Annotated in this window: 11 protein-coding genes; 8 read left to right on the top strand and 3 right to left on the bottom strand. The window is 58.9% G+C overall.

Features of this window, described 5'->3' with window-relative positions:
* Window positions 1-16 precede the first annotated feature (16 nt).
* The 8 genes from HBH1_RS01645 to HBH1_RS01610 all read left to right on the top strand — a co-directional run bounded on the left by HBH1_RS01645 (window position 17) and on the right by HBH1_RS01610 (window position 9,307).
* Complete coding sequence (locus tag HBH1_RS01645; protein ID WP_006465309.1) at window positions 17-436, top strand: DNA polymerase III subunit chi; 420 nt, start codon at window positions 17-19, stop codon at window positions 434-436.
* A 16-nt stretch (window positions 437-452) separates the two neighbouring features.
* Window positions 453-899, top strand: a complete 447-nt coding sequence (locus HBH1_RS01640; protein ID WP_102661327.1) for a hypothetical protein — start codon at window positions 453-455, stop codon at window positions 897-899.
* A gap of 191 nt (window positions 900-1,090) precedes the next feature.
* Window positions 1,091-2,401 carry a D-amino acid dehydrogenase gene (locus HBH1_RS01635; RefSeq protein WP_006465311.1) on the top strand — a complete coding sequence of 437 codons (1,311 nt, stop codon included), beginning with the start codon at window positions 1,091-1,093 and terminating at the stop codon, window positions 2,399-2,401.
* Between the two features lie 346 nt (window positions 2,402-2,747).
* A complete protein-coding gene (lpxO, locus tag HBH1_RS01630; protein ID WP_006465312.1) occupies window positions 2,748-3,647 on the top strand; it encodes a lipid A hydroxylase LpxO in 900 nt (299 codons plus the stop codon).
* Between the two features lie 550 nt (window positions 3,648-4,197).
* The gene (locus HBH1_RS01625) at window positions 4,198-5,265 is read left to right on the top strand and encodes a GGDEF domain-containing protein (protein WP_182994266.1); all 1,068 of its coding nucleotides are present in this window, start codon (window positions 4,198-4,200) and stop codon (window positions 5,263-5,265) included.
* 276 nt (window positions 5,266-5,541) lie between these two features.
* Window positions 5,542-6,612: an asparaginase gene (locus tag HBH1_RS01620; protein ID WP_102661326.1), complete on the top strand. Its 1,071-nt coding sequence runs from the start codon at window positions 5,542-5,544 to the stop codon at window positions 6,610-6,612.
* A gap of 591 nt (window positions 6,613-7,203) precedes the next feature.
* Window positions 7,204-7,407, top strand: a complete 204-nt coding sequence (locus HBH1_RS01615) for a hypothetical protein (RefSeq protein ID WP_102661325.1) — start codon at window positions 7,204-7,206, stop codon at window positions 7,405-7,407.
* 10 nt (window positions 7,408-7,417) lie between these two features.
* Window positions 7,418-9,307, top strand: coding sequence for a hypothetical protein (locus HBH1_RS01610; protein WP_146012806.1), 1,890 nt, complete (start codon window positions 7,418-7,420; stop codon window positions 9,305-9,307).
* Between the two features lie 123 nt (window positions 9,308-9,430).
* Here the strand turns inward: HBH1_RS01610 and HBH1_RS01605 are convergent, their stop codons facing one another.
* The 3 genes from HBH1_RS01605 to HBH1_RS01595 all read right to left on the bottom strand — a co-directional run bounded on the left by HBH1_RS01605 (window position 9,431) and on the right by HBH1_RS01595 (window position 12,478).
* Window positions 9,431-9,763, bottom strand: a complete 333-nt coding sequence (locus HBH1_RS01605) for a helix-turn-helix domain-containing protein (protein WP_102661323.1) — start codon at window positions 9,761-9,763, stop codon at window positions 9,431-9,433.
* Complete coding sequence (locus HBH1_RS01600) at window positions 9,747-10,001, bottom strand: type II toxin-antitoxin system RelE family toxin (protein ID WP_102661322.1); 255 nt, start codon at window positions 9,999-10,001, stop codon at window positions 9,747-9,749. The genes HBH1_RS01605 and HBH1_RS01600 overlap by 17 nt, the downstream gene beginning before the upstream one ends.
* A 155-nt stretch (window positions 10,002-10,156) precedes the next feature.
* Entirely contained in the window at window positions 10,157-12,478 is a 2,322-nt protein-coding gene (locus tag HBH1_RS01595) for an FdhF/YdeP family oxidoreductase (protein WP_102661321.1), read from the bottom strand.
* Window positions 12,479-12,756: the final 278 nt, after the last annotated feature.

The raw sequence follows: 12,756 nt of genomic DNA, 5'->3' as shown, positions 1-12,756 counted from the left end.
CCACTATACTGGCGGGATGACCCGAATCGATTTCCACAGCAACGTCCCGCAAAAGATCGCCTACGTCTGCCGACTGGTGCGCAAAGCGCGTGCGTCCGGCGCCATGCTGGTGCTGCGCAGTCCCGACCGCGCCGAACTGCAGCAACTGGACCAGGCGCTCTGGAGCTTTTCCGAGCAGGATTTCCTGCCACATGTGATGGCCGGTGATCCGCTGGCGGCGCAGACGCCCATCATCCTCACCGGCGACGATGCCGCCGAATTGCCGCATCACCAGATACTGATCAATCTCGGCACCGATACGCCGGCCCATTTCGCCCGTTTCGAACGCCTGCTGGAAATCATTTCCGCCGACGACGCCGACAAGGCCGCCGGCCGCGACCGCTACCGTTTCTACAAGGAACGCGGCTATCCGCTGTCGCACCATGTGGCGGCCTGAGCCCCACGCTCCAGACATGAACCACGACGACAACAGCATTCCCCTCCTGACCGAGGTCATCCCGCTGGCACCGGCTGCCCCGGCTGCGCTGGATTACGCCGCACCGATGCAACCGGGCGCCTTTCACACCCAACCTGCGGCCACCCACTATCAGGCGCCCGCGGCTGCAACGCCCGTGATGTCGCCCATGGCCCCGCCCACCCCGCCGCCTCCGGTCACGCCGGCGGCCGAGCAGTACCGCCAGTGGGAACAGGAAATTCGCGAAAACGTCCTGCAAAGCCTGCTGGAGCGCGTCGACACCGTGCTGCACCAGCATCTGCAGGACCAGATGGCGCTGGCGCTCGACCATCTTTCCGATATCGTGATGCAGCGCGTCAGGGAAGGCCTGCGCGACGCCCTGGCCGAAACGGTGGAGCGCGCCGTGGCCGAAGAGATGGCGCGCTTCTCGTCTTCAAAAAAGTAAATCTGAATGGATTTTTCTTTTCATTTTGAATAAACCATCTGCATTCGGCTTTTGATTCACAAAAATTCTGCCCAGTATTGATTACATCGGCAATCACGCTTTTCTTACAATGCTTGCATTGTTCGCATCGTCCAATGGCGGTGTGAAGTCCGAAAAACACCAGCAAGTTCATGCAAAACCGGGAGAGTGGGATGAAAGTGATCGTATTGGGCGCAGGCATTATCGGAACCGCTTCCGCCTGGTTCCTGAAGAAGCAGGGCTACGACGTCACCGTCATCGAACGCCAGCCCGGCGCGGCGCAGGAAACCAGCTTTGCCAACGGTTGCCAGATTTCGGTGTCGCACGCCGAACCCTGGGCCAACCCGGCCGCACCGATGAAGGTGCTCAAGTGGCTGGGCAAGGAAGACGCCCCCCTGCTCTATCGCTTCCGCCCCGAATGGCTGCAATGGAAGTGGGCCGTGGCGTTCCTGCGCGAATGCACCGCCGCCCGCACCGACGAGAACATCCGCAACATCGTCGCCCTGTGCGAGTACAGCCGCCAGACCCTGCAGGCGGTGCGCGCCGAAACCGGTATCCAGTACGATCACCTGACCCGCGGCATCCTTCACTTCTACACTGAAGAAAAGGAATTCCAGGACTCCCTGCCGGCCGCCAAGCTGATGCGCGACCTGGGCTGCCCGCGCGAGTCCATCGGGGCCGACGAAGTGATCCGCATCGAGCCGGCACTGGCCTCGATCCGCAACAAGATCGTCGGCGGCGACTTCACCGCCACCGATGAATCGGGCGACGTCTTCAAGCTCACCACGGGCCTGGCCAAGAAGAGCGAGGAAGCCGGCGTCGAATTCCGTTATTCCACCACCATCACCCGCCTGATCACCGAAGGGGCCGGCGCCGCCGCCCGCGTGACCGGCGTGGAGATCATCAACCCGGATGGCCGCCATGAAGTCCTGACGGCCGATACCTTCGTGGTCGCCATGGGCAGCTTCTCGCAGCAACTGGTCAAGCCGCTGGGCATCGACCTGCTGCTCTACCCGGGCAAGGGCTATTCGGCCACCTACAAGGTCATCAACCCGGATGCCGCGCCCAGCGTCTCGCTCACCGACGACGGCTACAAGCTGGTGGTTTCGCGTCTGGGCGACCGCCTGCGCGTGGCCGGGACCTGCGAACTCAACGGCTATGGCCGCGAGCTCAACACCACCCGCTGCGAGGCCATTACCCGCCGCACCCGTGAGCTGTTCCCCGATGGCTGCGACTACGAGAACCCGACCTACTGGACCGGCCTGCGTCCGCTGACCCCGTCCAACGTGCCTTACGTGGGCAAGACCAGGTTCGCCAACCTGTATCTGAACACCGGTCACGGCACCCTGGGCTGGACCATGGGTTGCGGCTCTGGCCGCGCCATCGCCGAGATCGTCGCCGGCCGCGTGCCGGAGATCGATTTCGCCTTCACCGGCCTGCCGCGCTGGAACCGTGCACGCCAGGTGGTAACCCAGGCCGCCTGATCACCAAGCTTCACCTGCCCGCAAAAGGACCGGAATTTCCGGTCCTTTTTTCATGCGCATTTGATCTGGCGCATCGCCACCCCGGCATGAAGGAACATTCATATATAGCCGCCCGGGGCGCTTACAAATATGAACTTCCCCTTGGTGTAGAATCCCCGCTTGCTCTGCGTCGCTGCGGCTTGGCCGCAGTTTGTGCAGCCTCGGGGATTTCAGCTCATCAGCACGCATCTAGCGCCTTTCGGCTGCCTTTGCCGTTGATCCTTCCCGAATCGACCCCATCTGGACGAACATCCGTCACTGCATTTTCCTTCACTTGGAAAGGCAGGCAACATCAAAGGACCCTGCAATGAAGTGGGCAATAGTCTTCATCTATATTTTTTCCATCCTGTTCATTCACTTCCGTGGACGCGTGCGCCTGCCCTTCCTGCGCCAGTTCTTCGACCACTCGTCGATCATGTCGCCGATCAACCTCTTCATGTACGCCTTTTCGCGCGTGCCGGCGGTGCCGTATCCCGCGGTGAAGGAGTTCCAGGACCTGGCCCTCATCGACCAGAACTGGGAAGTGATCCGCGACGAGGCCGTGGCCCTGCGTGAAATGGCCAAGATCAAGGCCGCCGAAAAGAATGACGATGCCGGCTTCAACTCCTTCTTCAAGGCCGGCTGGAAGCGTTTCTACCTGAAGTGGTACAACGCCAGCCATCCGTCGGCCGAAAAGTTCTGCCCCAAGACGGTGGAAATCCTCAAGCGCATTCCCAGCGTGAAGGCGGCGATGTTTGCCGAACTGGCACCGGGCGGCACGCTCAATCCGCACCGCGATCCCTTCGCCGGTTCGCTGCGCTATCACCTGGGCCTGGTCACGCCCAACGACGACCGCTGCTTCATCGAGGTCGACGGCCAGCGCTACAGCTGGCGCGACGGCCAGAGCGTGGTGTTCGACGAGACCTTCATCCACTGGGCACAGAACGGCTCCGAGACGAACCGTATCATCCTCTTCTGCGACGTCGAGCGTCCGCTGCGCTATCGCTGGGCAGAAGCCATCAACGGCTTCCTCGGTCGCACCATGATGACCGCTGCGGCCTCTCCCAACGAAACCGGCGACCAGACCGGACGCGTGAACAAGCTGTTCCGTTTCGTCTGGCTGGCCGGGCAATATCGCCGCCGCTTCAAGAACTGGAACAAGACCGTCTACAAGATCACCAAGTTCGGTCTCATCATCGCAGTGGCGCTGCTGATCATCTATGCCTGAGGCACAGAACGACGGCAGGACAGGCCTGCCAATGTGCAAATGATATAAACGAAATCGCCGGCCATTTGACCGGCGATTTTTTTATCGTGGATTCGCAAAATGTCGACTGCGATTGTCACGTAATGAGAGCTGGGTTTCCTACTGCCGAGCTTCGCCCCCATCCGCCGTGAGCCCGCGCCCCGCGGGGCTCTGCGGTGCGCCATGAAAGAACCCGGGGAGCGGAAAGTCAAAAGGCGCGCAAACTCATACGTAAGCAAAAATCAAATGCAGCACAAAATTTCCATACGGAAATGAAACAGGTTTTTTCGATGATGAATTGTAGAAACTGCTTCATCCGAGCGCACACCAGCGTGTAAAATCTTTCTGCTTCCGTGCTAGCTTCATGGCGTGATTCTTGCATCCTGGCTGGGCCGCATTCCTCGGGGAGAGGTACTGCGACCGGCTGCTGCCAACACTCGCCTCGTACTCATTGATCGCATGTAAGCGTCCGCTGCCGACCTCGCGGACCAAGCGCAAGCCGAGTACCGACCATACATAGAACAATGGGCTCATGCAGGACATCGACGACGAGATGAAAAAACCGCTGCTCAAGCATCTGGTAGAGATCACGGCCCATCGGGAGCATTCCCGCCTGGCCATCTCGGTCATCTCCGCGCTGTACCAGCTCACCGGCGTGCAAAGCATCCGCATGCTGGAAATCTTCACCATGCGCGACGAGCACTACGTGCAAGAGAAGATGGTCATCCGCGACGGCATCGTCCATACCATCGCCGAGCACACCAACGACGATCCCAAGGAAGCCCTGTCCTCCTGTCCGGCCATGATGGCCTGCATCCGCAATCATCTGAACGAATACCAGGAAACCACGTCCGACGGCACGCATGTGCTGTGGCTGCCGGTGTGGCTGCACGGGAAGATGAACTCCTGCCTGGAACTGCGCAGCGAGCACGTGCTGGCACCGGCGACGATGGAAGTGATCCACGGCGTCTTCCACATCTACTGCAATTACCAGAGCCTGCTGGACTACAGCGAGCGCGATGCGCTCACAGGACTGTTCAACCGCAAGACCTTCGACGAACAATTCACCCGCTACGCCTTCGCCATCGCCCCGCACGAGGCACACTCGATGGAGAAGGACGAGCGTCGCCACGACAGCAACGACGAGCCCAAGGGCCATTGGCTGGCAGTGGTGGACATCGATCACTTCAAGCAGGTCAATGACCGCTACGGCCACCTCTACGGCGACGAAGTGCTGATCCTGGTGGCCAACATCCTGCGCGCCTCGTTCCGCGCGCACGACCGCATCTTCCGCTTCGGCGGCGAGGAATTCGTGATCCTGCTACGCGCCACCACGCTTTCGGACGCCCGCAAGATCTTCGATCGCTTCCGCCAGAACGTGCAGGAATACGATTTCCCGCAGGTGGGCAAGGTCACCGTCAGCCTGGGCTTCGTCAACATCGCCCGCGAGACGCCGGTGGTGATCCTGGGTCATGCCGACCAGGCCCTGTATCACGCCAAGAAGAGTGGCCGCAACCGCATCTGCTATTACCAGGAACTGGTCAATTCGGGCGTGCTGCGTTCCGGCATCACCACCAACGATACGGTGGAGTTCTTTTAGCTCCTCATCCGACAACACCCTTGTCAGCCGGCCGCGCAAGCGGCCTTTTTTTCGCCTGGCACCGGCGGCATTGGCAGTCGGCAAGTTCATGCGTAGTGCGCATCCGCTCATGTTTTAAAAGCATGAGACAGCACGGCAGCGCTTTCGTATGATCGCCAACGTTCGATGCTCACCGTACGAACTCATCCCGCGATCCGCTTTGCAGACAAGCATCAGAAACGAAACAGAAGCGTGATCGCCCGTCGCTACCCCACGCGTACCAGGAGACCTATAAAAATGCAGCAGACACACTTCAAGAAAACCGGCGCCGTCCTGATCCTCTCGCTGGCCTGCGCCTTCGCGGCACAGGCCCAGGACAAGAAGCCCAACGTGGTCGTCATCGGCACCGGCGGCACCATCGCCGGCGCAGGCGCCTCCAGCGTCAACACTGCAGCCTATCAATCGGCCGTGGTGCCGGTGGACAAGATCATTGCAGCCGTCCCGGAGATTTCCAAGATCGCCAATGTGCGCGGCGAGCAGATCTTCCAGATCGGCAGCGAGAGCTTCAATAACGAGCGCCTGATCAAGCTGGGCAAGCGCGTCTCCGAACTGCTGAAGCAGGGCGACGTGGATGGCATCGTCATCACCCACGGCACCGATACCATCGAAGAGACCGCCTACTTCCTGAACCTGGTCCTCAAGAGCGAAAAGCCGGTGGTGGTGGTCGGCTCCATGCGTCCGGGCACCGCGCTGGGTGCAGACGGTGCGCTGAACCTGTATGACGCGGTACTGGTGGCCGGCAGCAAGGAAGCCGCCGGCAAGGGCACGCTGGTGGTGATGAACGATGAAATCCATTCCGGCCGCGACGTCACCAAGAGCAACACCTTCAAGGTCGAGACCTTCCGCTCGCCCTACGGCCCGCTGGGCTACGTGGTGGAAAACAAGCTGAGCTTCTACCGCCTGCCGGCCCGCCCGCACACCACGCAGACCGAGTTCGACATCGACCAGATCAGCAGCCTGCCGCGTGTGGACATCGTCTACAACTACGGCAACGTGAGCCGCACCGCCTATGACGCCTTCGTCGCCGCCGGCGCCAAGGCCATCATCCATGACGGCACCGGCAACGGCAGCGTGGCCGAACAGATCGTGCCCGTCTTGCAGGAAGTGCGCAGCAAGGGCGTGCAGGTGATCCGCGCCTCGCGCACCGGCAGCGGCGTGGTGATCCGCAACGGCGAGCAGCCCGACGACAAGTTCGACTGGGTAGTGACCGACGACCAGAACGCCCAGAAGGCGCGCATCCTGGCCGAACTGGCACTGACCAGGACCAACGACCCCAAGGAACTGCAGAAGATCATGTGGAAGTATTGATCTACTGATCTGATAACAGTTTGAAGCAGAGACGCATTGCACCAACCCGATATTCGGAAACGATATAAATCGTTTGTCGATTCAGTATATCAACTGCTTCTGTTGCTCCTGGCCCCGCTTAGGCGGGGCCATCTTTTTTTTCGCTACGAAACGAGCATCTAATAACCGGTTGCAAACATCATTGTGCGACCCTGTCAGCCCATAAGAATGGAAGCCTGAATCAAGATGCTCGGGCGCGCGTTACCTAATGATCTTTTTATCGCACTCATCATTCACTAGGGATAGGATGTAGCGGAGATAAAAACGGCCGCGAGATTTTTCTTGCACTTACATCCCCTAAATGACGTTAACCTGCAGGGAAGCACGTTGGCTTTCCGATATCCTCTAACGTTCGGAGCGGCTGTTGAACACGAACTGCTCGGCCGAATCTGGCGATGTCTTCACCCTCGCGGGAGGACTGCTGCTCATATTGAACTGGCGGAAAGAAAGTTATAGAGCAACTAGTTCAATATGCCCAGCCATAGCCAATGGACGAAACTGATTAAATTAACGGAATCGCCCATTATGAAACATCGTGTATGAGGAGCCCATATGCAGGACATAGACGATAAGGTGGAAAAGCTAAGAACGATTTTTCTGAACTCCATCGCATCAGTTCCGATGCGAGATGAAGGCGCAGCGCATGAGGCATTGAAAGACTATCAAAGCCTTCAACAGGCATCGGATCGTCTCTTTGATTTATTAATAGTCTTGGAAAATACCGACCAAACAGTTGGTACCGTGCGCACTTGCTAATCATTTTTTTTTGGCTAACGTACTGGATGGCGTAAGTGAGCCGATTGCCGAGGCGCTTAACAACATTGCGGCTTGCCTGCCCGGAGTTGCCAAACCTGATGGTAAGAGAATTCAATCTGGTTCTGTTCAGCCAAGCACCGCCCCTTCTCCGGACGTCACTGCCTTCGTACGGACACTCAACCATGAATCAGCTTGGTTGGAAGCAATGACCATAGGCCGTGCCTTTACCGTCCTAAAGCACTTTCCATTCTCGAACCCCCGCACAAGAGCGGTTGCAGATGCAGCGACTCGGATCAAACAGCTCGGTTACGCCATTTCAATTCGCTCGGGACGATACCAGCTGAGGCCTGCGAGTATCGAAAATATCGTCGGCGAAATTTGGAAATGCCTTCATCGCATGGGCTGTCTGAATGCGCTGAAAAGAATTATGCAGGTGGCACTTGAGACCCAAGAGTACGCCTATGAGCAAATCCTGTTCAGCAGAAAATATACCAACGGCATTGGCTATCGTCACCCTGCGATTCCGATCGGGCTGCTCTATAACATTGCCGTTAAGCTACCTGCACGAGGATCCAACGAACGCAATGCAAAGTCCTTTTGGGAGAAGGCTGTGTCCCTGGCACGTGATCTCGTCGCGATGCTCGACCTCGAACCCTATTCGCAATTTACGTTTCTAGGATTAGATGCACGATCCTTAGAGGATGGGCTACGAGAGGTCGCACACTATGATCACTGCTTCTCTCTTCGTCAGTGGCATCTCAGCTTCACTCCTCAGTTTCTCACCATCTTTTTCGGCGACGGCTTCAATGCCGATATGAAGCAGCGGATCGGTTGGGATATTGCAGATGCCGCCCAGTTGGCCCAGGTTCTTAGCGTTCATGCCAGGCCGGGCACTCAGGTAGTACCGATCCAGTTGCTTGAAAATAGCTTCGAGCAGCGCGTCTTTAGCTCCATGTTGCCGTTCTTTGCACACAGAGAGGGAGAGCCCAATAAAAACTATCGTTCCCCGTTCGGAACGGAGGGGCCAGATATAATTTTCAAGCCACTCATTCAGCTCAAAGGAAACAATATCGTTCTGCCCACTGCTTCGGTGCTTGGCCCAGCTCTGTTCGAAGCCGCATTCGCAGCCTGGAAAGCCGACAAGACTGCTAAGGAAATCTCTCACCTAAGAGGCGAAGCGGCGGAGCGGCTGACAAAATACCTATTCGCCAAGCACGGCTTTAGACCGTGTTGCGAGAATGCGCATTACGATCTGGGTGATAAAGGTGCTAGCGAGTGTGACTTCGTGTTCGAGGATGAGGAAAACATCATCCTTGTCGAGTGCAAAGCTAAGGCGCTGACCCGGGGTGCCATGACAGGCACGCAGGGCGATGCGCTACTCGACTTTGCAGGTGGCCTGTTTGCATCTCAAGCACAGGCACTCCGACACGAACGCATTTTGAGGAGTGTAGGCGCTATTCATTTCCGCGACGGGACGGTATTGGAGTTTCGAGACCGGCACATCACGCGCCTCTCGGTAACTCTGTTGGACCACGGCGCGCTCCAGGAGCGGCTGATGCTAAGAAATGTGTATAACGCCTTGTTGACGGCACAATTTACTTGCGATGCGAGCTATACAAAAAAGAAGCAAGTCGATGAACTCAACGCCAATCTGCGCTTGTTTCGGGAAGAGACAAGCCTGCTTGTGGCGGCAGGCCACGACATCAACGCTCATCCACTCAATGCCGCTTCCGCGAGTGTGGCCCAGCTAGATGTCTTAATGGAAGGCGTTCAATCGCTAGCCGAGCTGAGGTCGAGACTATCCACTCCCATGACTTTCTCGACCTACAATGTGCTACTGGAATATTTTTATCGACAGAAGATGATTAGCCAAGTTCAGACTACAATGAATTCGCCATAGCTCCCTTCATTGTAACTCTTTACTATTCTTCCCACCCGATGCCGGCCGAGTGCGGACAATGCGAAAAGCTCATTCGTAGCTTTCCCCGCAGTTTAGCTGTGCAGCTTAAGGACGAACCGGGCCTCAGAAATCCAGCTGCTCAAGGCTGACGCCCAATGCCACGGCAATCTTTTCCAAAGAACTCGGACGTAGCCTGATGCTGCTCTCCTGCTGCGCATAGGCCGACTGTGAAATACCAAGACGGTCAGCCACTTCGTGCTGCGTCAGCTTCAGATGTTCGCGCCAGCTGCGGATGGGCGTCCATTGATGCTCCACCATCATCGCCACCACTTCATGTGGAACATACTGCTCATCCTGGGACGGATGCTCCTTGAGGTAGTCGGCATAAGGAATGACGACGAAGGCCGGCTTTCCGTCCTGCCCGTGGATGATCTGGATGTTAGTAGGTGCGTTCATCGCGCTTGCTCACTTCCTCAATGGAAACAATACGGACATTTCCGTCAAAGTTGAAGAAAATCCGATAGTGGCCAACCCGGAGTCGATATTGCGAACGGTGGTGAGTCAGCGCCTTCACCTGCTGGCAATAAGGCATCAGTGCCAAACCTGCGGCGGCATCCTTGATCCTCACCTGATCGGGTCGGTTGATTTTCAGGAGCTGCTTGATCGCCCGTGGATGCCACTGAATCGAGTTCATGCGTTTTTATTATAAGTCGAATTATTAGTAAATGCAGAATTTATTAGACTTGGACTTATTTCCAGAGCCGAAGGCGCAGCTTGCCTGCTTCTCTCGCTCCCCGCCAGCACATCCCTCGATCAACCGGACTGGTCTCGAATAATGTCGCGGGGCAGCTAGGACAACACCGGCTCACTCACCTCCGCAATCAAGCGCACCGGAATCGACTTGGCCGCCGGCACCTTGCTGCCGCGCGCATGGTGGAACAGCGGAATGAGGCGGTTCAGTTCGGGGAAGTAACCCATCACGCAACCGACGGGGATATCGAAAGGCTCCACCCGCAGGTGATCCACGCGACGCTCTACGCCGTCGTCGGAGACCGTCTCGGCCGTGACGAAATCACCCGGCACCAGGCCCTGGGCCTGCATGTCGCGCAGGTTCAACAGCAGCACGCGGCGGGTCCCCCAGACACCACGGAAGCGATCATCCAGCGAATAGACGGTGGTGTTGAACTGGCTGTCGCCACGGGTGGTCATCAGGCGCAGCACGCCAGGGGCATCGGCGGGCATGTCGGGGTCGGGCTCGAAGCTGTCGAAGGTCTTGAAGTTGGCGCGGCCGTTGGGCGTCTTCCATTGTCGTTCACGCGCCGCCAGCGGGCGCGGGAAGCCGCCTGGGGTCCACATGCGGCCGTTGAAGTCGCGGAAGATGTCGGGATAGGTGGCTTCGATGGCGTCGCGGATGCGCGCATAGTCGCCCACCCAGCCATCCCAGTCCACCTGCGGGTTGAAGGGCAATAGCCGCTTGGCCAGCTCGGCGATGATGGCCGGTTCCGAAAGCAGATGCGGCGAGGCCGGTTCGACGCGCCCGCGTGAACCGTGCATGCAGCCGGTGCTGTCTTCCACCGCCACGGCCTGCTCACCGCCGCGCTGGCGGTCGATCTCGATGCGGCCCAGGCAGGGCAGCAGGTAGGCCGTCTTGCCGTGGATCACGCAAGAGCGGTTGAAGTGCGTCACCACCTGTACGGTCAGGGGGAGGTTGCGCCAGGCCGGCTCCATGACGCCATGGTCGGGGATGGCGCGCACGAAATTACCACCCAGCATGAAGAAGGCCGACAGCTCGCCATCGCGGATCTTCTCGCAGGCTTCGACCGTGTTGAGCCCCTTCTCCATCGGTGGCTCGAAGTGATACAGCGCGCGCAATTTGTCATTGGGAACCATCTCCGGTTTTTCCGTGATGCCGACGGTGCGCTGCCCCTGCACGTTGGAATGGCCACGGATGGGGCAGATGCCGGCGCCGGGCTTGCCGATGTTGCCGCGCATGAGCAAGAGATTGGTCAGCATGTGGATGGTGCGCACCGCTTCCCGGTGCTGGGTCACGCCCATGCCATACATGAGCATGGCCCGCCCGGCGCCGGCATAGGTGTCGGCGGCCAGTTCCAGTTCGGCGCGCGACACGCCGGCATGCCGCTCGATCTCGCTCCACGACGCAGCCCGGGCGGCGGCCGCGAATTCGTCGAAGCCACTGGTGTGCTCATCGATGAATGCCTGGTCCAAGAGGCGCGGCAAACCTTCGGCCTGGGCCCGGTCATCGCGCTCCAGGATGCGCTTGGCCATGCCCACCACGGCCGCCGTATCGCCACCTATGCGGATCTGCACGTATTGCGAACTGATGTCGGTATGCGCAGGCGTGATCATTTCCTTGGGCGATTGCGGATTGACGAAGCGCTCCAGACCGCGCTCGCGCAAGGGGTTGAAGGTGATCACGGGGACCCCGCGCTTGCGCACCTCTTCCAGCGGATGCAGCATGCGCGGGGCGTTGGTGCCGGTGTTGTGGCCGAAGAAGAGGATGCAGTCGGTGTGCTCGAAGTCTTCCAGCCTGACGGTGCCGACCGGCACGCCGATGGTCTGCGGCAAGGCCACGGAAGTGGATTCGTGGCACATGTTGGAGCTGTCGGGCAGGTTGTTGCAGCCATACATGCGGGCCATCAGCTGGTACAGGTAGGAGGTCTCCAGCGACGCCCGGCCGGAGGCATAGAACACCACCTTCTTCGGATCCATCGCGCGCAGCCGGGCGGCGATGTCGTCGAATGCCTCTGACCAGGTGACAGGCAGATAGCGGTCACTGGCCGGGTCGTATTTCATGGGCTCGGTGACGCGGCCGGTGGATTCGAGTTCGAGGTCGTTCCAGCTTTCCATCTCGCTCACCGTGTGGCTTGCGAAGAACGCCGGGGTGGCGCGCTTGCCGGTGATTTCCCAGGCGGTGGCCTTGGCGCCGTTCTCGCAGAACTCGAACAGGTGCGGGTCGGCCGGCTTGGCCCAGGAACAGCTGACGCAGGCGAAGCCGTCGGGCTTGTTCTGCTTCATCAGGATGCGGGTGCCGGTGGCGATCACATGTTCCTGCTGCAGGATGGCGCCCAGGGCCTTGACGGAGCCCCAGCCACCGGCGGCATTGTTGTATTCATCGAATCTGGCGTCTTCGGGAATGTCCTTGGTTTTCATATCGCCTCTCTGAGCGTTGCGTGCGAAAGTAGTGAAAGCAGTCTTGGCACGGGTCTTGGCACGGGTGTCTGTTGCGCTGGCTTGCATGGGTGCTGCGTGGATAACGGCAATGATGAAATTTGCCGGCCGGTTTGGCTGTAGGTGATGCACGGATTTACAGCGCGCACGATTCCTACAGAAACGGTCCGGTCCTGCCCGGGCCTAATGAAGTCCTACGACAAACACAGCCGCACGCCGACATCGGCCCGGCACCGCGACACGCATACTGGGTACCATTG

The organism is Herbaspirillum sp. BH-1, from assembly GCF_002870055.1.
GTDB lineage: Bacteria > Pseudomonadota > Gammaproteobacteria > Burkholderiales > Burkholderiaceae_D > Herbaspirillum > Herbaspirillum frisingense.
The sequence above is the reverse complement of the archived record's forward strand: the minus strand, read 5'-3'. Positions and strand labels throughout refer to the sequence as shown.